The sequence below is a fragment of the uncultured Algibacter sp. genome, from assembly GCF_963976535.1.
Classification (GTDB): Bacteria; Bacteroidota; Bacteroidia; order Flavobacteriales; family Flavobacteriaceae; genus Algibacter_B.
This window is the reverse complement of sequence record NZ_CAXBLF010000045.1, coordinates 1-22,750: the sequence shown is the minus strand read 5'-3', so window position 1 is coordinate 22,750 and position 22,750 is coordinate 1. Positions and strand designations below refer to the sequence as shown.

General features: G+C 33.3%; 24 protein-coding genes, 1 tRNA gene and 1 pseudogene. 19 read left to right on the top strand and 7 right to left on the bottom strand.

The genetic code is table 11. The annotated features are described in order from the left end of the window. Window positions 1-90: 90 nt before the first annotated feature. The 3 genes from mnmG (at window position 91) to AAC024_RS11895 (ending at window position 3,787) form a co-directional block, all read left to right on the top strand. Window positions 91-1,962, top strand: a complete 1,872-nt coding sequence (gene mnmG / locus AAC024_RS11905; RefSeq protein ID WP_339895659.1) for a tRNA uridine-5-carboxymethylaminomethyl(34) synthesis enzyme MnmG — start codon at window positions 91-93, stop codon at window positions 1,960-1,962. 206 nt (window positions 1,963-2,168) lie between these two features. Then, the gene (locus tag AAC024_RS11900) at window positions 2,169-3,014 is read left to right on the top strand and encodes a class I SAM-dependent methyltransferase (RefSeq protein WP_339895657.1); all 846 of its coding nucleotides are present in this window, start codon (window positions 2,169-2,171) and stop codon (window positions 3,012-3,014) included. 245 nt (window positions 3,015-3,259) lie between these two features. Beyond that, window positions 3,260-3,787: an OmpH family outer membrane protein gene (locus AAC024_RS11895; RefSeq protein WP_339895656.1), complete on the top strand. Its 528-nt coding sequence runs from the start codon at window positions 3,260-3,262 to the stop codon at window positions 3,785-3,787. Window positions 3,788-3,874: 87 nt separating this feature from the next. Here AAC024_RS11895 and AAC024_RS11890 read toward each other — a convergent pair whose 3' ends face one another. The 4 genes and pseudogenes from AAC024_RS11890 to AAC024_RS11875 all read right to left on the bottom strand — a co-directional run bounded on the left by AAC024_RS11890 (window position 3,875) and on the right by AAC024_RS11875 (window position 6,820). Further along, window positions 3,875-4,300, bottom strand: coding sequence for a hypothetical protein (locus tag AAC024_RS11890; RefSeq protein ID WP_339895665.1), 426 nt, complete (start codon window positions 4,298-4,300; stop codon window positions 3,875-3,877). Window positions 4,301-4,429: 129 nt separating this feature from the next. Continuing rightward, a pseudogene (locus AAC024_RS11885) lies at window positions 4,430-4,774 on the bottom strand (acylglycerol kinase family protein); the annotation flags it as partial. Then, window positions 4,774-5,928, bottom strand: a complete 1,155-nt coding sequence (locus AAC024_RS11880; RefSeq protein WP_339895655.1) for a DNA polymerase III subunit delta' — start codon at window positions 5,926-5,928, stop codon at window positions 4,774-4,776. The gene AAC024_RS11880 and the pseudogene AAC024_RS11885, both read right to left, overlap by 1 nt. A 142-nt stretch (window positions 5,929-6,070) precedes the next feature. Then, entirely contained in the window at window positions 6,071-6,820 is a 750-nt protein-coding gene (locus tag AAC024_RS11875) for a prolipoprotein diacylglyceryl transferase family protein (protein ID WP_339895654.1), read from the bottom strand. Between the two features lie 112 nt (window positions 6,821-6,932). On the opposite strand from AAC024_RS11875, the gene dusB reads away from it, so the two are divergent. Beyond that, window positions 6,933-7,928: a tRNA dihydrouridine synthase DusB gene (gene dusB, locus AAC024_RS11870; protein WP_339895653.1), complete on the top strand. Its 996-nt coding sequence runs from the start codon at window positions 6,933-6,935 to the stop codon at window positions 7,926-7,928. A 499-nt stretch (window positions 7,929-8,427) separates the two neighbouring features. Here dusB and AAC024_RS11865 read toward each other — a convergent pair whose 3' ends face one another. Continuing rightward, window positions 8,428-9,633, bottom strand: a complete 1,206-nt coding sequence (locus AAC024_RS11865) for an FtsX-like permease family protein (protein ID WP_339895652.1) — start codon at window positions 9,631-9,633, stop codon at window positions 8,428-8,430. Between the two features lie 97 nt (window positions 9,634-9,730). Next, the gene (gene rbfA, locus AAC024_RS11860) at window positions 9,731-10,135 is read right to left on the bottom strand and encodes a 30S ribosome-binding factor RbfA (RefSeq protein WP_339895651.1); all 405 of its coding nucleotides are present in this window, start codon (window positions 10,133-10,135) and stop codon (window positions 9,731-9,733) included. 200 nt (window positions 10,136-10,335) lie between these two features. Between rbfA and mce the strand changes: the two genes are divergently transcribed. The 3 genes from mce to AAC024_RS11845 all read left to right on the top strand — a co-directional run bounded on the left by mce (window position 10,336) and on the right by AAC024_RS11845 (window position 11,428). Continuing rightward, complete coding sequence (gene mce, locus AAC024_RS11855; protein WP_339895649.1) at window positions 10,336-10,746, top strand: methylmalonyl-CoA epimerase; 411 nt, start codon at window positions 10,336-10,338, stop codon at window positions 10,744-10,746. Between the two features lie 72 nt (window positions 10,747-10,818). Then, window positions 10,819-10,892 (top strand) — tRNA-Ile (locus tag AAC024_RS11850). A gap of 326 nt (window positions 10,893-11,218) precedes the next feature. Further along, entirely contained in the window at window positions 11,219-11,428 is a 210-nt protein-coding gene (locus tag AAC024_RS11845) for a hypothetical protein (RefSeq protein WP_339895647.1), read from the top strand. Between the two features lie 2 nt (window positions 11,429-11,430). On the opposite strand, the gene AAC024_RS11840 is transcribed toward AAC024_RS11845, so the two are convergent. Next, on the bottom strand, window positions 11,431-12,021 hold the full coding sequence (locus AAC024_RS11840; RefSeq protein WP_339895645.1) for a riboflavin synthase: 591 nt from the start codon (window positions 12,019-12,021) through the stop codon (window positions 11,431-11,433). 76 nt (window positions 12,022-12,097) lie between these two features. Between AAC024_RS11840 and pdxA the strand changes: the two genes are divergently transcribed. From pdxA to AAC024_RS11780, 12 genes are all read left to right on the top strand, one after another. Continuing rightward, window positions 12,098-13,150 carry a 4-hydroxythreonine-4-phosphate dehydrogenase PdxA gene (gene pdxA / locus AAC024_RS11835; RefSeq protein ID WP_339895643.1) on the top strand — a complete coding sequence of 351 codons (1,053 nt, stop codon included), beginning with the start codon at window positions 12,098-12,100 and terminating at the stop codon, window positions 13,148-13,150. Between the two features lie 122 nt (window positions 13,151-13,272). Next, a complete protein-coding gene (locus AAC024_RS11830; RefSeq protein WP_339895641.1) occupies window positions 13,273-13,812 on the top strand; it encodes a DUF177 domain-containing protein in 540 nt (179 codons plus the stop codon). A gap of 9 nt (window positions 13,813-13,821) precedes the next feature. Further along, window positions 13,822-14,025, top strand: coding sequence for a 50S ribosomal protein L32 (gene rpmF, locus AAC024_RS11825; RefSeq protein WP_339895639.1), 204 nt, complete (start codon window positions 13,822-13,824; stop codon window positions 14,023-14,025). A gap of 181 nt (window positions 14,026-14,206) precedes the next feature. Beyond that, window positions 14,207-15,208: a beta-ketoacyl-ACP synthase III gene (locus AAC024_RS11820; protein ID WP_339895637.1), complete on the top strand. Its 1,002-nt coding sequence runs from the start codon at window positions 14,207-14,209 to the stop codon at window positions 15,206-15,208. A gap of 22 nt (window positions 15,209-15,230) precedes the next feature. Next, a complete protein-coding gene (gene accB, locus AAC024_RS11815; RefSeq protein ID WP_339895635.1) occupies window positions 15,231-15,719 on the top strand; it encodes an acetyl-CoA carboxylase biotin carboxyl carrier protein in 489 nt (162 codons plus the stop codon). An 83-nt stretch (window positions 15,720-15,802) separates the two neighbouring features. Further along, window positions 15,803-17,155, top strand: coding sequence for an acetyl-CoA carboxylase biotin carboxylase subunit (gene accC, locus AAC024_RS11810; protein ID WP_339895633.1), 1,353 nt, complete (start codon window positions 15,803-15,805; stop codon window positions 17,153-17,155). 257 nt (window positions 17,156-17,412) lie between these two features. Continuing rightward, window positions 17,413-18,525 carry an FAD-dependent oxidoreductase gene (locus AAC024_RS11805; RefSeq protein WP_339895632.1) on the top strand — a complete coding sequence of 371 codons (1,113 nt, stop codon included), beginning with the start codon at window positions 17,413-17,415 and terminating at the stop codon, window positions 18,523-18,525. Between the two features lie 105 nt (window positions 18,526-18,630). Beyond that, the gene (locus AAC024_RS11800) at window positions 18,631-19,080 is read left to right on the top strand and encodes a 3-oxoacyl-ACP synthase (protein WP_339895630.1); all 450 of its coding nucleotides are present in this window, start codon (window positions 18,631-18,633) and stop codon (window positions 19,078-19,080) included. A 231-nt stretch (window positions 19,081-19,311) separates the two neighbouring features. Continuing rightward, the gene (locus tag AAC024_RS11795) at window positions 19,312-19,827 is read left to right on the top strand and encodes a YceI family protein (RefSeq protein ID WP_339895629.1); all 516 of its coding nucleotides are present in this window, start codon (window positions 19,312-19,314) and stop codon (window positions 19,825-19,827) included. Beyond that, window positions 19,828-20,961, top strand: coding sequence for an NAD(P)/FAD-dependent oxidoreductase (locus AAC024_RS11790; RefSeq protein ID WP_339895628.1), 1,134 nt, complete (start codon window positions 19,828-19,830; stop codon window positions 20,959-20,961). Continuing rightward, window positions 20,958-21,668 (top strand): methyltransferase domain-containing protein, encoded by a 711-nt coding sequence (locus tag AAC024_RS11785; protein WP_339895627.1) that lies wholly within the window; start codon window positions 20,958-20,960, stop codon window positions 21,666-21,668. The genes AAC024_RS11790 and AAC024_RS11785 overlap by 4 nt, the downstream gene beginning before the upstream one ends. Then, window positions 21,669-22,721, top strand: a complete 1,053-nt coding sequence (locus tag AAC024_RS11780; RefSeq protein WP_339895625.1) for a type III polyketide synthase — start codon at window positions 21,669-21,671, stop codon at window positions 22,719-22,721. It begins immediately after the preceding gene. Window positions 22,722-22,750 lie beyond the last annotated feature (29 nt).

Here is a 22,750-nt window from a genome sequence, read left to right as displayed (position 1 = left end):
GTTCCACGTGGAACATGTTAGAAAATAAATTATGAATGAGGTCACGTTGAGCGCAGTCGAAACGTTTTGATATAAATAGAGGTAGTAATCATGTTTAACGAAGTTTATGATGTAATAGTTGTTGGAGCGGGTCACGCAGGAAGTGAAGCCGCAGCCTCTGCCGCTAATATGGGAAGCAAAACACTACTTGTTACCATGAACTTACAGAACATTGCGCAAATGTCTTGTAATCCTGCTATGGGAGGTATTGCTAAAGGGCAAATTGTACGGGAGATTGATGCCCTTGGTGGGTATAGCGGTATTGTTTCTGATACATCTGCTATTCAATTTAAAATGTTGAATAAATCTAAAGGACCTGCGATGTGGAGTCCGAGAGTGCAAAGTGATAGAATGCGTTTTGCTGAAGATTGGAGATTGCTTTTAGAAGGAACGCCTAATCTTGACTTTTATCAAGAAATGGTATCTGGATTATTAATAGAGAATCATAAAGTCGTTGGTGTAAAAACATCTTTGGGAATTCAAATAAAAGCAAAGTCGGTTGTCTTAACAAACGGGACTTTCTTAAATGGATTAATTCACATAGGTAACAAGAATTTTGGAGGAGGAAGAGCGGGCGAAAGAGCAGCAACTGGAATTACGGAACAACTTGTCGATTTAGGTTTTGAATCTGGTAGAATGAAAACTGGAACACCACCAAGAGTTGACGGAAGATCTTTAGATTACTCTAAAATGTTAGAGCAACCAGGAGATGTAACACCTGAAAAATTCTCCTATTTGGATATTACAAAACCATTAGAAAATCAAAGATCATGTCACATGACTTACACGAGTCTTGAAGTACATGATTTGCTTCGTGAAGGCTTTGATAGATCGCCCATGTTTAATGGTCGAATTAAAAGTATCGGGCCACGTTATTGCCCATCAATAGAAGATAAAATAAATCGTTTTGCAGATAAAGATCAACACCAATTATTTATTGAGCCGGAAGGGTGGAATACATGCGAAGTTTATGTAAATGGTTTCTCTACATCATTGCCAGAAGATGTTCAGTTTAAAGCATTGCGTTCTGTTGTTGGTTTTGAAAACGTTAAGTTCTTTAGACCAGGTTACGCCATAGAATATGATTATTTTCCACCAACACAAGTAAAGCATACTTTGGAAACAAAGCTTGTTGATGGCCTATACTTTGCTGGACAAATTAATGGCACAACGGGTTATGAGGAAGCTGCTTCACAAGGCTTGATGGCAGGTATAAATGCGAGTTTAAAAGTTCAAGAAAAAGACCCTTTCACCTTAAGAAGAGATGAAGCTTATATAGGTGTTCTTGTTGATGATTTGATTACAAAAGGCACAGAAGAGCCTTATCGGATGTTTACATCACGTGCTGAATACAGAACCTTGTTGCGTCAGGATAATGCGGATAAAAGATTAACACCAAAAGGATTTAAACTTGGTTTAGCTTCAGAAAAGCGTTTAAAGCGTATGGAAGAAAAGCATGAGGCTGCTGAAAAATTCGTCAAATTTTTTGAAACTACAAGCGTAAAACCAGAAGTTATAAATCCAATTTTAGAGTCTAAAAAGTCAGCTGGAGTAAAACAATCTGGGAAGCTTTTTAAAGTATTTGCAAGACCAAATATTGAAATGGATGACGTTAGGAAAATTGAAGGTGTTGAAGCTTATATACAAGATAATAATCTGGATAGAGAAGTCATTGAACAAACCGAAATACAAGTAAAATATTCTGGATATATAACTAAAGAAAAAAATAATGCTGATAAATTAACGAGATTAGAGTATGTAAAAATTCCAGAGAATTTCGATTATTCACAAATTAAATCTATGAGTTATGAAGCTAGAGAAAAGTTGAAAAAAGTACAACCTACAAGCGTTTCTCAAGCATCTAGGATTAGCGGGGTTTCACCTAATGACATTTCAGTTTTATTGGTTTATATGGGGCGCTAAGCCGATAATCGGCATTTGTGATTTGATATGTTCCACGTGGAACATAAAGTTTTAAATTTGATTTTTGTCATTCCTGCGCAGGCAGGAATCCACTTTTAAAAACAAAACAAGAACCCCTCCGCCTAAAGGCACCTCCCCTTGAAAAAAGGGGAGGAATTAATTGTAATTAACATATAGATTAAAGAATTATAAAAATTCGTGTATTCGTGGCTAAAGAAAATATAAAAGTAAAAGACCACTCTGTTTCAGGAGAGGAATTCGAATTAATTCAAAATCTAGAATACGATTTTTTAGAAACCACACCGCAACCTTCATCAGATAAATTACACGAATATTATAAAAGCGAAGATTATATTTCTCATACAGATTCTAAAAGAAATCTATTTGAAAAAGCATATCATTTAGTTAGAACCATTTCACTTAAAAAGAAATTACGCTTAATAAATTCTTCAGTTTCAAAAAGTAAAAACCTATTAGATGTTGGGTGCGGCACAGGCGATTTTTTACAAACCGCACAACAAAATAATTGGCAAGTTTCAGGAATTGAACCAAACGAACAAGCAAGACATATAGCCAATAAAAAAACCAATAATTCGGTATTTGAAATAGAAGCACTATTAAAGTTTGAATCAAATAGTTTTGATGTAATTACGCTTTGGCATGTGTTAGAGCATTTACCAAATTTAGAAGACCATATTCGAGTCTTTAAAAAACTTTTAAAGCCAAAAGGAACTTTAATAATTGCTATACCAAATTATAAAAGTTACGATGCAAAACATTATAAACAATTTTGGGCTGCTTATGATGTACCGAGACATCTTTGGCATTTTAATCAAGCATCCATTTCAAAATTGGTTTCAAAGCAATCCTTAAAAGTTAAAAAAGTAAAACCCATGTGGTTTGATTCTTTTTATGTGAGCATGCTTTCTGAAAAACATAAAACAGGAAAAATGAATCCCATTAAAGGATTTTGGATTGGCTTGCGTTCAAATATTAAAGCGCTTAGCACAAAAGAAGCTTCGTCTTTAATTTACATCATTAAAAACAGCTAAAATCAATTTCAGTTTAGCCCAGTCTTTTTTCAGTTAAGCAAATACCCAAATACTAGTCAATTTAATTAAAGCTCGTTAAATCGCTTTAAACGCATTTATTTTCAATAGAGATTAACTATTATTTAATATTTTTACTATAAGGTTTCATTATATGTTAAAATCAGAATAATTCCACTTCATTTTAAAACTTACTTTATTACTTTTGTTCGGATTAAAAATCAAATCAATCAAAAAAATATAAACTGATGAAAAATATTATTTATGTAGTACTAGCGATGTTAATTTTCGCTTCTTGTGAAAAACCTAACAAAATTGGATTTGTTGATAATGGAACCGTAATTAATGATTACCAAGAAAAGAAAGATGTTGAAGCAGCATTTCAAATAAAAGAAGATGCTTTTAGAAAAAGAGCAGATAGTATTAGTTTAGCTTTTCAGGCTGAGGCACAAAAAGGTCAAGCAGAGGCACAAAGACTTGCAAGAAGTAACAGAAAAAAGGCTGAAGAACTAATGGGAGGTTTACAACAAAAACAACAACAATTACAGCAACAAATGCAAATGGAGCAACAGCAATTAACTCAAGCGTTTCAAGCAGAAATAGATTCTGTTATTGTTAATGTTAAAGATTTTGTAAAAGCCTATGGAAAAACTAACGGTTACAACTATATTTTGGGAACTAGTGATGCCGCAGCAACCGTTATGTATGGAGACGACCAAAGTGATTTAACTCAAACTATATTGGATGCGCTTAATGCGGATTACAAAAAGGAATAACATTTTAAACACCTGAATAACAATACTTTAAATCGCTATTAGTATAAGCTAATAGCGATTTTTTAGCAATAAAAAGAAACTGCTTTTTTAATAATAGTAACTTCTATATTTCCCATTCCAATTAATTCGCCGTCTGCTTGGATGTAAGGCGCATTTTTTTTGATTAATTTGAATAGTAACAGACTCCGTTTTTAAGGTTATCACTTTTTTATAATTTGTAATGGTTCCGTTAAAAAGCTTCATTAAATTTTTGATGATTTCAAATTTGCCTAAATCTTGCGCAATCGTAACATCTAATAATCCATCAAAAGGATCTGGATTTTTTGTGAGTTGCATACCGCCACCAGAATATGTACAAAGTCCAACTAAAAACATTAGTGTTTTTCCTGAAATGACTTCTGAATTAATATGCACCGTAGATTCAAAATTTTTAAAAAAAAATAAGCTGGCTAAAGTTCCATACAAATAGGCCAAAGTTCCAAGATGTTTATGTTTTTCAATCTTACTAACCACAAATCCATCAAAACCAACGCCAACTAGATTGTTAAAATACACGGGCTGGCTGGTACTGTTTTGAATCACTATTTTACCTATATCTTGAGTTGCTAAATTCCCTTTTTTTATTAATTTAATAGCAGCTTCAAAACCTAAAGGGATATTATGGGTCTTAATCCAATCGTTGCCTGTTCCAATTGGAATCACACCAACATTAATGTCCGCTGAAGGCACATCATTTTGAGACATAATCCCGTTTATAATATTATGTAATGTACCATCGCCACCAACGGATATAATGTTTCTTATATTCAGGCTTATGGCATTTTAAGTAAGCTGAATACTATGTTTTTGATGTTGGGTAAAAACAAATTGAAAATTAAAATTATATTTTTCAAGAAGCGCTTTAATTTTTGGCCATTTTTTCTTTCCCGAACCATTACCCGAAGTTCGATTTATAATGACGTACCAAGATTGTAATGGAGCATCCATTACTCCGCTTTTTTGTGAAGCAAGCGCGTTAATTTAATCGACAAATCAGTCAAAATAATTTTAGAATTCCCGTTACGTTCTATATGATAAATAGCATCTTGTAATTCGTTACTAATATCCATAATATTATTTCCATGAACAAAAGGCGCAAAATTCTCAAGCTTAAATTTATCAGTTTTTGGCTCTAAGTAAACCAAATCGGTAGCGTTATAATTTAAAAGTAAAGCTTGACGGAAAAAATCTAAACAAAAGTTTAAAAATTGCTTTTGGGTTTCACGGCCAGTTTTGGCTATATCTTCACTCCAAGAAATTAAATCGTGAATAGCCGCTTTATTACCTTTCGCTTTAAAAGCGCTTCGAATCCAGAAAACAAACCAAGTTTCAAACTGTATATCTTCAGAATCTTGATACACTAAATCACAAGCTTTATTATAATTCCCGTTAGACTGATGCGCTATTTTTGTAGCCACACCAATATCAATATTGTATTGCTTTACTAAAGCGTTTTTAATAACATCTTCAGCCAAAGGCGGGAAATGTAATATTTGGCAACGCGAGCGAATGGTATTTATAATTTGTTCCTCATCTTCAGCAATCAATAAAAAAACAGTTTTGTTTGGCGGTTCTTCAATGAGCTTTAATAGTTTATTGGCACAGGCAGTATTCATTTTTTCTGCCATCCAAATTAACATCACTTTGTAGCCGCCCTCGTAAGATTTCAAAGCAAGAGATTTTACAATCTGGTATGCTTCATCAACACCTATTTGTCCTTGTTTGTTATCAACTCCAAGTAGTTTGTACCAATCAAAGAGATTGCCGTAAGGTTGCTCATTTAAAAGCTGGCGCCATTCTTCTAGATAAAAACTAGAAACCGGTTTGCTTTTTACTTTATCACTAGTAGTAACAGGGAAAGCAAAATGTAAATCGGGATGCGAAAAGTTTTTAAATTTTAGATTACATGCTTCGTTTCCTATATTATTTTCTCCTCCAGAATTTGAGCATAAAATATATTGAGCATAAGCAAGAGCCATAGATAATGTTCCAGACCCTTCGTTACCAACAAATAATTGTGCATGCGGTATTCTGCCATTATCGACACTTTGTGTGAGATGGTTTTTAATATGATTCTGACCTAAAATATCTTCAAAAAGCATAAAACAAACCTACATAATTTTTATTAGATGATAAACACCAAAAAAGTAGTAAAAATTTAAAGTTTTTTTATTTTGGCGATACCACAAGGGTCGGGCTCATATCTTTACATTCATAAAAGATAGTACCTTTTCGCTACAATCCCTAACGCGCTCCCAAGCTAGGTTTCAGATTAATAATAGTGGTTCGGTAATACAGCAAACAAATTATGCATAATATTTGAATGGTACTTAACCCTAAAACATAAAACACATTCGGTTTTAAAAATTCAATAAAGAATCTAAATGTGAAATATAAAATCATAAACCATTTAAAGAGTTCGCCGTTTTTTAAAGTTGAATTATTTTTAATGTGTTTTAAGCTAAAAAATAATATAATTAAAAACACGAGTTCATATAATGGCGTGGGGTGCCTAAGTAAACCATCGCCCAAATCCATTCCAATAAAAGATGTGGTTTCTTTTCCAAAAGTAAACTCATTTACTCCAGAAAGGAAGCATCCAATTCTACCAATAAAAATGCCTAGAATAATAGGAAGTGTAAACAAATCGCCTGATGATCGAGTTTCACCAAGACGTTTTTTAGCAAATTCCACACCAAGTAAACCGCCAAACAACCCGCCCATAATGGTTTTGGTATTAAGCAACTGAATCAAGGTTTTTTGTGAAAATTCAATTAACGGGTTTTCTAAAAAGCCAACTAATCTTGAGCCAATTAACGCACCCAAAGCAGCACCCAGAATAATTGATAATCTGTTGTTTGATGAAATAACATCAGTGCTTTTTCTTCGTAAATACACATAATATCGAAACGCCACAAAAAAGGCTAAATATTCTAAAACAAGATGGATGTTTATGTTGTAACCGAATAATTGAGGCTCAAAAGGGATTTGCAATGATTGAATTTTTTATAAATATAGTTGAATTTATATTCAGACCTGTCAGGTTTTTAAAACCTGACAGGTCTTTAAAGGAAAAAAAACCTAATTTTGCCCAAAATATCACAACTTGGTAAAAATAGACAACATAGAACTTCCTGATTTTCCATTGCTTTTAGCGCCCATGGAAGATGTTAGCGATCCACCGTTTCGTGCGTTATGCAAGGAACAAGGTGCCGATGTGGTGTATACCGAGTTTGTATCTAGCGAAGGTTTAATTCGTAACGCCGCAAAAAGTGTTATGAAACTAGATATTTACGAAAAGGAACGACCTGTAGGCATTCAAATTTTTGGAGCTAACCTAGATAGCATGCTACAAACCATTGATATTGTGGCAGAATCTAAGCCCGATATTATCGACATCAATTTTGGTTGTCCCGTAAAAAAAGTAGTCAGTAAAGGCGCAGGCGCAGGTATTTTAAAGGATATCTGTTTAATGGAGCAGCTTACTGCCGAAATGGTTAAGCGTACCAGCATACCTATTACCGTAAAAACCCGTTTAGGTTGGGATCACAATTCCATAAAAATTGTTGAGGTTGCAGAACGCTTGCAAGATGTAGGCTGTAAAGCCATTGCTATTCATGGTAGAACACGTGCACAGATGTATAAAGGCGATGCCGATTGGAAACCTATTGCTCAAGTAAAAAACAATCCTAGAATGCATATTCCTGTGTTTGGAAATGGGGATATAACCAGTCCTGAACGTGCTATGGAAATGCGAGATGAGTACGGCTTAGACGGTGCCATGATTGGTCGTGCCAGTATAGGCAATCCATGGTTTTTTAAACAAGTAAAACACTTTTTTAAAACAGGCGAACATTTAGGGCCAATTTCTTTAGAAGAAAGGGTGGAAGCTGCGCGTAGGCATTTACAAATGTCTATTGATTGGAAGGGTGAAATTTTAGGTGTTTTTGAAACCCGCCGCCACTACACAAACTATTTTAAAGGCATTCCGCATTTTAAAGAATACCGCATGAAAATGGTAACTAGCGATGCTTCAAAAGATGTTTTTGCGGCTTTTGATGAGGTGTTAGAGAGGTTTGCTGGATATCAGTTTACGGAGTAGTTTTAGACACGTCCCGATAATTATTGAGATACACAGATATTCACGAATTTAATAACAATGTTTATTGGTATAGGTTGTCCCCTTGAGGGTTATCGAAATGAAAATATATTTTCATTGAAGATACCGAGCGTAGCTCAAAGGGGTGTTTGGGAGAGCGCCAATCTATCTGCCTGTTAATATGTTTTTTTTTGATAATTGTAGGCATGTTTAAAACCCTTCCATCTTTCAATTCTATGGAATTGAAATCCACCATCCCTTATTTAAGGGCAAGGAATTATTTAACAATCATCTTTTGAGCAATTATTTTGATTGCAATTCAAAATTACAAATCGAAGTAAATTCTCCTCCTTTTTTCAAGGAGGAGTGGATTTAGTTTTGGTAAAAAACTAAAGACGAGGTGGTTTTTTTGCGAGAAGGATTGAGGTATTTGTTGGAGCTCCTCGCAGAGAGCGACTGCCGAAAGCCTGCCCCGAATTTTCTTCGGGATTGCCCAAATAATTTATAAATTCTGAACCAAAGACTTTGTAATACGCGCCGAGGCAATTTTAGATGCAATTATCCCTAAAACAGAAATAGTTACAAAGACGATAAAGAAATTTTCTATCTTAATGGTTACTGGGTAAGCAAGCGTTGGGGTTATCATGACCAAACTAAATGCTTTTTGGAGTGCTGTTATAATGAGCGCAACTCCCAGCCCGATGAGCCCGCCAACAACACCAATTAAAGTGCCTTGGTAGAAAAATATTTTTCGAATGTCTTTTACGGTGGCGCCAATGTTAAACAAGGTGTTTAAACTTCGTTTTTTATCGAGCATCATCATAATTAACGAACCAATAACGTTAAAAAAAGCAATGATTAATACCAGTGTAAAGATGAGGTATACTGCTAAATTTTCGGTGTTTAGCATTTTGTAAAGTGCATCGTTTAGTTGTGCTCTGTTTTTTAATGTAACCTTATCACCTAAAATAGCTTGAATATTAGCTTTGGCCTGGGCTTCATCTGTACCTTTTTTAAGTCTAAATTCTATGGATGATATTTGGTTGGGTTGGTAATTTAGAAGGTGTTTGGCTAAATCTATGGACGCATAAACGTAGGTATCGTTTAGGTCTTCGTTTATATAAAACACACCAACACTTATGGTGTTTACGCTATTAAATGCATTTTTTGTAGCTGTTATTTGCCCTTTTCCAGGTTTTGGAACATAAACGGTTATGGGTTTTGTAAAATCCAAAACACCAAGTGACAAGCTATTTGAGATACCCCAACCAATTACGAGTTGATTGGATTTTTGTTCTAACCAGCTGCCATGATCTAAAGTAGAATCGATAGCAACTACATTTTGAAAATGTTCGTCAACACCTTTTATAACAGCGAGTGTGTTTTTGTCTCCAGAGGCTAAAAAAATACGTTCTTCTACAATTTTAGAATAATGCGCAATGTCTTCTAAATTATTGAGTTTGTTGGTTTCATCATCGGTTAGGAAAAACGATTTTCCAATGGTTGTTTCGGCTTTTAAATCCGGATCAACTTGACTTGAGAATTGAAGCGTAAAATTTTTTAAACCCGCAAAGCCAGAAAGCACAATAAATAATGATGCGGAACCTAAAATAACGCCAATTATAGCAATATAAGTTATAAAATTTATGGCAGTGTTGGTGCTTTTTGACCGTAAATAACGTTTTGCTATGTATAGAGAAACATTCATAATTTATAATATTATGAAAATATAATGACAAAATGAATGTTCAAGCAGACCATTAAAAAATAATAAATATTATCTGGTTAAAAGCTCAATTAAAAAATTAAGATTTTTTTCTTTTGTCTAAAATAGTAGGGTCTTTTATTGGGTTTTCTTTGCCTTTTAAAGATTTTTCAATTTGGTCAATATACTCTAAAGAATCGTCTATAAAAAACTCTAAATTAGGCATACGCCTTAGTTGGTGTTTGGTACGTTGTGCTAATTCATGTCTAATTAAAGGCGTGTTAGATTTTATACCCTCAAGAAGTTCTTTAGCTTTATCATTAGGAAAAATACTTAAATAGACCTTTGCAACACCTAAATCCACAGTGACTTTAACTTTAGAAACCGATATTAAAACACCACGCATACCGCCTTGCGTAGCAGCACCTTGAAGTACTTCAACCAAATCGGTTTGTAAAACGGTTCCTATTTTTTTTTGTCTTTGACTCTCCTCTATATCACTCATCTGTTATTACCTATTAAAGGTTTAGGATGCAAAAATAACGGATATTTAAAGATTATGTTACTTTTAGGGCGCTATTTTCATATCTTGATATGGAATTTGGATTAAACTCAAAGATTTCCTCCCGATAGCTATCGGGATTCGCGGAAATAAAAAACTAAAAAAGATTCCCTTCTTCAAGGGAATGACAAAAAGATTATTAAATGAATAAAATTGAACATATTGGTATTGCAGTAAAAAACCTTAAAGACTCTAATGAATTGTTTTCTAAACTCTTTGGCGAACCACATTATAAAACTGAAGAAGTTGAAAGTGAAGGGGTTAACACCTCTTTTTTTAGAGTAGGCGATAATAAAATTGAATTGTTAGAGGCTACAAAAAAGAATAGTCCAATTGCCAAATTTATTGATAAAAAAGGTGAAGGCATTCATCACATTGCTTTTGATGTTGATGATATTGAAGCAGAAATAAAACGCCTAAAAAAAGAAGGTTTTAAAGTACTAAATGAAACACCTAAAAAAGGTGCAGATAATAAGTTGGTGGCTTTTTTGCATCCAAAATCATCAAATGGGGTTTTAATTGAGTTATGCCAAGAAATACCAAATAAACATTAAATTCATTTGGTATAAAGGAATAATTTTTCTTGCTAACAATTAAAATAAGTAGTAATATTGCACTCCAATTTCGGTCCCATAGCTCAGTTGGTTAGAGCACCTGACTCATAATCAGGTGGTCCTTGGTTCGAGCCCAAGTGGGACCACTTTAGAAATTGTAAAGCCTTTCATTTCTGAAAGGCTTTTTTTTTATAATTTTTCACAAAAAAAAGCGTTGTAATATAAATTTAAAAAAGTATCAAAAAATTTTAATTTTCCTTTTACATGAAATTATATATATTTGTTGTGTAAATTAAAAGTGAGGGATTATTTTTACATCTATATAGTTTGTTAAAACATGTATTAACAAATGTTTATTGAATAAGTCAAAAAATGCATTTCATCGATGTTTTTGACACTTCATAGATGTTTTTTGATGCGAAAAAGTATATTTATTTTGTGAACTCGCTTTTTTTTATACATTTGTGACCCCATGACAATACAAAATAAAAGAATATTTGCCTCAATCTTATTTGTATTAATAAGTTTTGCATGTGTAGCTCAGGGTATACCTGGTCCAACGCCGCCACCTCCAGGGCCACCACCACCAGTAGGGTTTCCTATTGATGGAGGTTTAATTTACGGTATGGCTTTCGCTTTATTTTACGGGGTTAAAAAGTTATTACTTAAACGTAATAATTAAAATTACTTGTTTAATTCAACAAGTTTTGCAACATATTTTCCTAAAACATCAAATTCTAAATTAACAAGGGTACCTGTTTTAAAGGTATAAAAGTTAGTATGTTTATAGGTGTATGGTATAATAGCCACACTAAAAGAATCCTTTTTAGAGTTTACAACCGTTAAACTAGTGCCGTTTATAGTTATAGACCCTTTTTCAATAGTCATATTATTTAAGGTGCTATCGTATTTAAATGTAAATTCCCAACTCCCTTTTTCTTCTTTAACCTTAGTGCAAATAGCCGTTTGGTCAACATGTCCTTGAACAATATGTCCATCAAGTCGGTCTCCTAATTTCATGGCTCGTTCTAGATTTACCTTATCGTCAATTTGTAATTTTCCAATACTCGTTTTGTCTAATGTTTCTTTAATAGCTGTTACAGTATATTCATCATCATTTATATCAATAATAGTTAAGCAAACACCGTTATGCGCTATACTTTGATCAATTTTTAATTCAGGCGTCATTTTACTTTTTATTGATATATGAAGATTACCAAGTTCAGATTTTAAATTAGAAACCACACCAATATCTTCAATAATTCCAGTAAACATATTATTATCTGTTTATTTAGTTAAATTTGCGTTATTAAAAGAATTTCAAAATTACGAACAAAAGTTGTCATTTTTAATGGAGCAAGAAGAAAATATAATAGTTGGAATATCAATAGGTGACTTAAATGGTATTGGTGGTGAAATAATTTTAAAAACATTTGAAGATTCTAGAGTTTTAGACTTTTGTACCCCAGTAATTTTTGCTTCGGCAAAAGCCATGACTTTTATCAAATCGCATTTTAAGTCTCAAATCAATTTTCATAACATTAATAATATGAGTGAATTAGCTCATGGAAAAGTTAATGTGGTAAACTGTTGGAATGAGACCGTAAGTATTGAGTTTGGTAAGGAAGATACTAAAATAGGAGCTTTTGCTATAAAATCTTTGGAGCTAGCCACAAAAGCTTTGAAGAATGATGCCATTAATGTTTTAGTAACAGCGCCAATTAATAAACATAATATTCAATCTGAAGATTTTAAATTTCCAGGACATACTGATTATTTGGCACAAGAACTTGAGGGTAAAAGTTTAATGTTTATGATAACAGATACGCTTAGGGTTGGTTTACTTACAGACCACGTGCCAGTTAAAGACGTAACGACCCATATCACTTCAGAATTAATCGAGCAAAAAATAGATACCGTATATAATTCACTTAAAAAAGATTTTAAAATTCAAAGGCCTAAGATTGCTGTTTTAGGGATAAACCCACATACTGGAGATAATGGTGTTATTGGGAGTGAAGATGATGATGTGTTAAGGCCAACACTCCATAAAATAAAGGAAAGCGGGAAATTGGTTTATGGGCCTTATGCTGCTGATAGTTTTTTTGGCTCAAATAACTACAAAAATTTTGATGCTATTATTGCTTCCTATCACGATCAAGGTTTAATTCCTTTTAAAACACTTTCATTTGGCCAAGGTGTTAATTATACTGCTGGATTAAATAAAGTAAGAACCTCACCAGATCATGGTACTGCCTACGAAATAGCAGGCAAAGGAGTTGCTGATGAAAACTCATTTAAAGAAGCGGTTTTTAGTGCTATTAAAATATTTAGAAACAGAATGAGTTATCAACAACTTACTGCAAATCCTTTAAAAAAATCACCTAGAAAAGACCGTCGTTAATCAGTTGATTATTAGTTAAAATCAATTAATTACTAAGTCCTAAAAAACATAAAAAAAATGTTTATAACTCGTGTTAGGTAAATAAAAATTTATATATTTGCAGGCTCAAAATAGATGTGATAATGAAGGCATTGAAAGAGTTTATAATCCAATTTGTAGGATTAAAAATAGGAAAACATCATTTTGAGTATAAAGTAGAACAAACGTTCTTTGAACATTTTGAGTATGAAGATTTTAATGATGTAAACATTAATGTTGATCTTGAATTAGAAAAAAAGGCAACATTACTCGAGTTACATTTTAAAATTTCTGGATGGGTAAATGTGAATTGTGATTTAACAAACGAACCTTATAATCAAACCATAGATAACGAGTTTGATTTAGTGGTTAATTTTGGAGACGAATACAATGATGAGCATATTGATATATTAATTGTGCCTCACGGAACCTATGAAATTAGCATTCAACAGTATATTTATGAATTAATTATACTAGCTGTACCAATAAAAAGAATACATCCAGGAGTTGAAGATGGTACGTTAGATTCAGAAATACTTGAAAAATTAGAAGAATTAAGCCCTAGGCTTAAAGAAAATAAAGACAAAGAAGAGGATATTGATCCTCGTTGGAATACATTAAAGAAATTATTAACGGATAAATAAAAATATAAAATGGCACATCCTAAAAGAAAAATCTCGAAAACAAGAAGAGATAAAAGAAGAACACATTACAAAGCAACTGCGCCACAGATTGCTACATGCCCAACAACAGGTGAAGCACACTTATATCATAGAGCACACTGGCATGAAGGAAAGTTATATTACAGAGGTCAAATATTAATTGATAACTCTGAAGAAGCAGAAAATGTTGCATAAAGAATTATGCATGCATATAATAAAACGCTCATTTATGAGCGTTTTTTTTATGAAATACTTTTTCTAAATCACAAAAACGCTTAATTTGTACATTATTAGACCAAAATTTAGTAGTTTTCGTGAAATTTTGGACGTTTTTTTTCAATTCTAATGATTTATTGGTCGAACTAATTTTAAAGGTATGAGAAAAATCTCAGCAGCAATTACAGCTGTCGGTGCGTATGTGCCAGATTACGTATTAACCAATCAAATTCTTGAAACAATGGTTGATACTAATGATGAATGGATTACCTCAAGAACTGGAATCAAAGAACGCCGAATTCTTAAAGACGACGGAAAAGGAACATCTTATTTAGCTATAAGAGCAGCTAAAAACCTAATAGAAAAAAAAGGAATTGACCCGAAAGACATAGAACTTGTTATTGTTGCCACTGCAACTCCAGACATGAAAGCTGCTTCAACAGCAGCTTTTACAGCTTCTGAAATTGGAGCAACCAATGCCTTTTCATTTGATATGGATGCAGCATGCTCTAGTTTTTTATTCGGTATGTCTGTTGCTTCAACCTACATTGAGTCCGGACGATATAAAAACGTTTTGCTTATTGGAGCAGATAAAATGTCTTCTATTGTTAATTATAAAGATAGAGCCACATGTATCATTTTTGGTGATGGAGCTGGAGCCGTTTTATTTGAACCAAATGAAGAAAACCTTGGGCTTCAAGATGAATACTTAAGAAGTGATGGTACAGGAAGGGAATTTCTTCAAGCCACTTACGGAGGGTCTTCACATGCTTTAACTGCAGAAATCCTTGAAAAAGGAGGGCACTGTGCATTCCAAGAAGGACGAATAGTATTTAAAAATGCCGTTTTTAATATGGCTGATGCGGCGGTTAAAATATTAGAACGAAATAACCTAACAAAAGAGACAGTTGATTGGTTGGCTGCACATCAAGCAAATAAACGTATTATTGATGCAACAGCACAACGCATAGATTTAGAAGAAGAGAAGGTTATGATGAATATTCAGAAATATGGGAATACAACGTCAGCAACATTACCTTTACTATTAAATGATTACGAATCGCAACTTAAAAAGGGCGATAATATATTATTTGCCGCTTTTGGTGGCGGATTTAATTGGGGGGCTATTTATTTAAAATGGGCTTATAATTCAAAAAACTAACCACTAACTAATTAGTAATATTATGGATATAAAAGAGATTCAAAACTTAATTAAGTTTGTTGCCAGATCAGGTGCTAGCGAGGTTAAATTAGAAATGGATGATATAAAAATCACCATTAGAACAGGATCGGCTTCAGACACAACAATTGTGCATCAAGCTCCTGCAACTCAAATACCACAACAAGTCATGGCAGCTCCTGCAGCCGCTGCACCTGAACAAACTTCAACATCTGAACCAGCTGCCTCAGCTTCTGCTTCAGAAGATTCAAAATATATTACAATAAAATCACCAATCATTGGTACCTTCTACAGAAAACCATCTCCAGATAAACCTTTATTTGTTGAGGTAGGTCAAACTATTGCTGAAGGAGATGTGCTTTGTGTTATTGAAGCTATGAAACTCTTCAACGAAATTGAATCTGAAGTTTCAGGAAAGATAGTTAAGATATTAGTTGATGATTCATCTCCAGTAGAGTTTGATCAACCATTATTTTTAGTAGACCCATCTTAATATAAATCCCAATTTTCAATTCCCAAATTCCAATATATAGATTTTGGAATTTGTTTTTTGAATATTGAAAATTTGAAGAATTTATGTTTAAAAAAATATTAATAGCCAATAGAGGAGAAATAGCACTACGTGTTATTAGAACCTGTAAAGAAATGGGCATTAAAACCGTGGCAGTGTATTCTACTGTTGACGCAGAGAGCTTACACGTTAAGTTTGCTGATGAGGCGGTTTGTATAGGGCCAGCTGCTAGTAGCGAGTCCTATTTAAAAATGTCCAATATTATATCTGCTGCAGAAATCACTAATGCAGATGCCATTCATCCAGGGTACGGATTTCTATCAGAAAATGCTAAGTTTTCAAAAATTTGTGAAGAACACGGAATAAAATTTATCGGAGCTTCCCCAGAGATGATTGATAGAATGGGAGACAAGGCAAATGCTAAAGAAACTATGAAAGCTGCTGGAGTTCCATGTGTACCAGGTAGTGAAGGTGTTATAAAGGATTTTGCTGAATGCGAGAAATTAGCTAAAGAAACAGGTTATCCTGTTATGCTTAAAGCTTCTGCTGGAGGTGGAGGTAAAGGTATGCGTGGTGTATTTAAACCAGAAAACCTTAAAGACGCATGGGATTCTGCAAGACAAGAAAGTAAAGCGGCATTTGGAAATGACGATATGTACATGGAAAAACTTATTGAAGAGCCAAGACATATTGAAATTCAAATTGTTGGCGACTCTAAAGGAAAAGCCTGCCATTTATCAGAAAGAGATTGCTCAATACAACGTCGTCATCAAAAATTAACAGAAGAAACACCATCTCCATTTATGACGGATGCGCTTCGTAAAAAAATGGGTGATGCTGCAGTAAAAGCTGCAGAATATATAAAATATGAAGGTGCAGGAACTATCGAATTTTTAGTTGATAAGAACCGTAATTTCTACTTCATGGAAATGAATACACGTATTCAGGTAGAACATCCAATTACAGAACAAGTTATAGATTTCGATTTAATTCGCGAACAAATTTTAGTAGCCGCTGGCGTTCCAATTTCAGGTAAAAATTACACACCAAAACTGCACTCCATTGAATGTAGAATTAATGCAGAAGACCCATATAATGGCTTCAGACCATCACCGGGAGTTATCACAACATTACACGCCCCAGGAGGTCATGGGGTTCGTTTAGACACACATGTTTACGCAGGTTACGCTATTCCGCCAAACTACGATTCTATGATTGCTAAATTAATTACAACGGCACAAACCAGAGAAGAAGCTATCAATAAAATGAAACGTGCCCTAGACGAGTTCGTTATAGAAGGTATAAAAACTACTATTCCATTCCACAGGCAACTTATGGATCATCCAGACTATTTAGCCGGTAATTACACTACTAAATTCATGGAAGATTTTGTTATGGATAAACAAGATGAAAACTAAATAGTAAAGACTCCGATCAATTTCGGAGTTTTTTTAGTGAAATTTTTTTAAAAAAGCTGAGAAGCAACGCATTTAAAAAATCCTATTGAACTAATCTCGAATTTATTTAGGGATCTTATTCATTATTTATGGTGTTACTTTTGCGGAAAAGCAAAAGTCAGGCTATCCGCTATATCTTTTTGTAAAAAAACAAAAAGGATGCCGCTTCTATCCTTAACACAGAGCTAAACTTCAATTTAAAATTCTAACTTAGCTTCATGAATTTATCTTACTGGGAAATAAAATCATGGTTAACTAATATTGATTTTTGCATTGTTGGCAGTGGCATTGTTGGGCTTAATTGTGCGCTTCAATTAAAAGAACAGTTTCCAAAAGCTAAAATTCTAATTCTTGAAAAAGGAACATTACCTCAAGGCGCCAGTACAAAAAACGCTGGCTTTGCGTGCTTTGGAAGCCTAAGCGAAATACTTGATGATTTAAAAACACATTCAGAAGAAGACGTTATTCAACTTATTTCAAAACGTGTTAATGGTTTAAAATTATTAAGGCAAACTCTTGGAGATAAACAACTCAACTACCAACAATTAGGGGGTTATGAGTTGTTTTTAGATGCAGACGAAGCATTATTCCAAAGCTGTATTTCAAAAAAAGAAACTATAAATACATGGCTCAAACCCCTTTTTAAGGATAGTGTATTCAGTTTAAAAGACAACCTTTTCAATTTCAAAAATGTAAACGAACAATATATTTTTAATCAATTTGAAGGACAAATAGACACGGGGAATATGATGGAATCATTACTTGAGAAAGCACAGTCAAAAGGTGTCAAAATTTTAAATAATATTCAAGTCCAAAATTTTTCAGAAGATACAGATTCAGTAAAAATAAAATCCAATCAATTTGAGTTTTCAGCTTCAAAATTACTCATTGCTACCAACGGTTTTGCATCACAATTAATTAATCAAAAAGTGAAGCCAGCAAGAGCCCAAGTTTTAATAACCAAGCCTATTGAAAATTTGGATATTAAAGGCACATTTCATTTAGATAGAGGTTATTATTATTTTCGAAATATAGATAATAGAATCCTTATAGGAGGTGGACGAAACTTAGACTATAAAGGCGAAGAAACTACCGAATTTAATCAAACAGCCATTATTCAAAACAAGCTTGAAGCATTATTAAAAACAATTATTTTACCTGAAACACCTTTTGAGATCGATCATCGATGGTCTGGTATTATGGGCGTTGGGAACCAAAAAAAAGCTATTGTAAAGCAACTAAGTAACCATGTGTTTTGTGGCGTTAGGCTTGGAGGAATGGGTGTCGCCATCGGAAGCTTGGTAGGTAAAGAATTAGCAGATTTAGTGTGATGTCATTACGAGGAGAGAAACGACGTGGTAATCTTTTAAATTATAACTTAAAATCATGAGATGGCCACGACTTTTTATAAAGTCTCGCAATGACGAAAAATAAGCATGACAATAAAACAACAACTATATAAACAATGTCTTGAGTTTGTCGATAGTCGTTTTCAAACCATTCAGAATACCATAAAAGAAATTCAAGAATCTTTGCTCTCTGTAACTAAAAGTAGTGCTGGCGATAAGCATGAAACTGGTCGTGCTATGTTGCAATTAGAACGTGAAAAGGCAGGAAATCAATTGGCAGAAATTCAAAAGCTTAAAGCCATTTTAAATAAAGTAAACCCAGAAGCTAAGCATCAAAAAGTGACGTTAGGTAGCGTTGTTTATACCACACAATCTAACTATTTTATCGCTATAAGTGCAGGTGAAATGGTGTTAAATACTGAAAAGTTTTATGCCATTTCGCAAGCTACACCAATGGCGCAACTATTAATTTCAAAAACAGTTGGCGACGAGGTTATATTTAGAAACACTACTATTAAAATTACTCAAATTTTATAGAAAATATTTTAATACATGACAAAAATTTAGAACAGAATCATAAATCGCACATTACGGTTTTTTCGTTACGTAGACCTCACAGGTTTTGAAAACCTGTGAGGTCTTTGTTATCCTGAAAAATGCAAGTAGTTTATTTCTCAATATTAATTTTTGTCATGTACTTAAAGAAAAAAGTAAATTTATTTCTCAATGTATGAATTGTGATGTACTTTAACATTATAAATTTTATCTGTGAAACGTTTTCTCCTATTTGTTATTTGTTTTTGTTCCTTATCACTCGGTTTTTCTCAAAATAAATCGAGTATAAAATTTGTGATTCGTAATGTAGGGATAGGTGTTGATGGTCACTTTAACACCTTTAATATAGAAACTGATTTTGATAATAAGGGCGACCTTTTAAATATTAAAGGAGACATAAAAGTAGCTTCCATCGAAACAGGTATGAAAAGTAGAGATAAACACCTTTTGAAAGCTAATTATTTTGATGTTGAAAACTATGAAAGTATAACATTGGTAAGTAAAGCAATAAACACAAAATCTGATGGTGTATTCACTCTGATTGCCGATTTAACTATTAAAGGAATAACCAAAGAAATAAGTATTACCGTTAATCGTGATAAGATTAATAAACAATATATAATATCATCGAGCTTTGAGATTAATCGTAGAAATTTTGATGTCGGGGGCAGAAGTATAGTAATGAGTAATACTGTGAAAATTAATGTAGTTCATTATCATAATTTATAAATGACACCACACCAGTATGATGTTATAATTGTTGGAGGCGGGTTAGCAGGACTTACAAGTGCTATACACATAACCAAAGCAAATTTTAAGGTGTTACTTATTGAAAAAAACACTTACCCAAAACATAAAGTTTGTGGTGAATACGTGTCTAACGAAACACTGCCTTATTTGGATTTTTTAGGATTTAATCCTTTTGAATTTGGTGCAAAACGGATTTCTAAATTTCAATTAACCACGCACAATAATAAAAGTATTGAAGCAAAACTTCCTCTTGGTGGTTTTGGAATAAGTCGTTATGAGTTTGATTTTCAACTTTACCACTTGGCCATTAAGAGCGGTGTTGAGGTACTTCATGATATTGTCATTAATGTTGATTTTGAGGCTGATATTTTTCGAGTAGAAACCAAATCAAATAACATTTTGAAATCTAAAATTGTTATAGGTGCTTACGGGAAGCGCTCCAATATCGACATACAACTTCAAAGAAAGTTTGTTAAAAAACAATCCCCTTATTTGGCTGTAAAGATGCACGTAGCAGGAGAATTTCCGGACAATAAAGTGGCGCTTCATAATTTTAAAAGCGGGTATTGTGGTGTTTCAAAAACAGAAAATAATCATATTAATTTATGCTATATCACTAATTATAAAGCCTTTAAAACATATAAAAACATTGAGACTTTTAACGAGGAAGTGTTATTTAAAAACAAGGCATTAAAAGCTATTTTTAAGAACTCAAAACCACAATTTGAAAAACCTTTGACCATTAGTCAAATTTCATTTCAAACTAAAAGCCCTGTGGAGAATCATATCATAATGTGTGGCGATACAGCAGGCATGATTCATCCGTTGTGTGGTAATGGTATGGGTATAGCAATTAGAGGAGCACAATTAGCGTCAGAACTCATAATTGATTATCTTCAAGGAAAAATTGAATCACGAAAAGCGTTAGAGAATCAATATGCCAAGCGGTGGAAAAAAACCTTTAATTTAAGGCTAAAAGCAGGTCATACCATCGCCTATTTTTTTAGAAAAGATTTTTTTGCACCAAAAATACTAACCCTTTTAAGGTGTTTTCCATTCTTAGTTCCTCTTATTATTAAAATGACTCACGGCAAACCTATGACAGTGAAATGAGCTTATTTTTAGATACCACATATAGAAGCAGTGAAACCGAATTGATGGACGATTTTTCCATGAAAGGCGATTTACTTCGCGATACTTTAGATAAACTAGGCAATATTAATAAATGGCTTGGTGGCAATCGTATTACCTTAAATGGTATTGAACAGTTGCTAAAACAGCAACCTAAAAATAAAACCTATACCATATTAGATTTAGGCTGTGGGCACGGTGATATCTTGAGGTTAGTTGCAGATTATGGTAGAAAACACAATTATAGTTTTAATCTTGTTGGTATAGATGCTAACCAAGATGCGGTCGATTATGCTACCGAATTATCCGTAGATTATCCCGAATTATCTTTTAGAAATGAAGATGTGTTTTCAGAAGCGTTTCAAGAGTTGGATTATGACGTGGTATTAACAACCCTTTTTTTACATCATTTTAAAGAGGAAGATATTAAAACCCTATTATCTAACCTTTCAAAGAAGGCTAATTTAGGAATTGTTGTTAATGATTTACAGCGAAGCGAAATAGCTTATGGATTATTTAAGATATTAGGTTTGGTAATATCAAACCACATGATTAAAGAAGATGGGTTAACCTCTATTTTGCGCGCATTTAAAAGAGAAGATTTAGTACATATTTCAAAAGCGTTAAACCTCAAATCACAAATTCATTGGAAATGGGCATTTCGCTACCAATGGTTAATTAGAACATAAATGGCCGTAAAAATAACATCAGTTGCAAAACAACTTCCAAAATACACCAGAGAAACTAAGGATATTTTGCCCTATGTTGAGCTTTGGTTAAACGGACAAGACCAACGATTTAAACGCAAGGTTCTTAAGATTTTTGAAAATGCCGCTGTAGATAAACGGTACTCTATAATGGATGCAGAAGCTGTTTTTTTAAACACCTCCTTTGAAGATAAAAACGACATCTATACTAAAGAATGTATTCAACTTGCTGAAAAATGCTTACACAAGGTCTTAAACAAAGCAGTCTTAAAACCAACAGACATAGATTATATTATTACCGTAAGTTGCACGGGTATTATGATTCCTTCTTTAGATGCTTATCTTATTAATAATTTAAAGATGAAACAAGATATTGTGCGTTTGCCTGTAACCGAAATGGGTTGTGCCGCTGGCGTATCAGGCATCTTATATGCCAAGAATTTTCTAAAAGCAAATCCCAATAAACGAGCTGTTGTCATTGCGGTAGAATCGCCTACGGCTACGTTTCAATTAGAAGATTATTCTATGGTGAATATTGTTAGTGCAGCTATTTTTGGTGATGGTTGTGCCAGTGTTATTTTATCATCTTATGAGGATGAGATTGGTCCAGAAATTAAAGATGAAGCCATGTATCATTTTTTTGATGCAGAACAGATGATGGGATTCAAACTTAGAAATTCAGGGTTGCAAATGGTGCTAGATCAATCTGTACCGCAAACCATTGCCAATCATTTTCCTAAAATTATTCATCCATTTTTAGAACGGAATAATTTAACAATCCAAGATATTAATCATTTGGTTTTTCACCCAGGTGGAAAGAAAATTGTACAAACCGTTGAAGATTTGTTTGGAGCTCTAGGCAAGAATATAGACGACACAAAAGAAGTTTTAAGACTTTATGGCAATATGAGTAGTGCAACAGTATTGTACGTGTTAGAGCGTTTTATGGATCGAGATATTCCTAAAGGCGACAAAGGTATTATGTTAAGTTTTGGTCCTGGTTTTTCAGCACAACGTATTTTATTAGAATGGTAAATTATGAGAGAGTTTGAGCATAATAATTA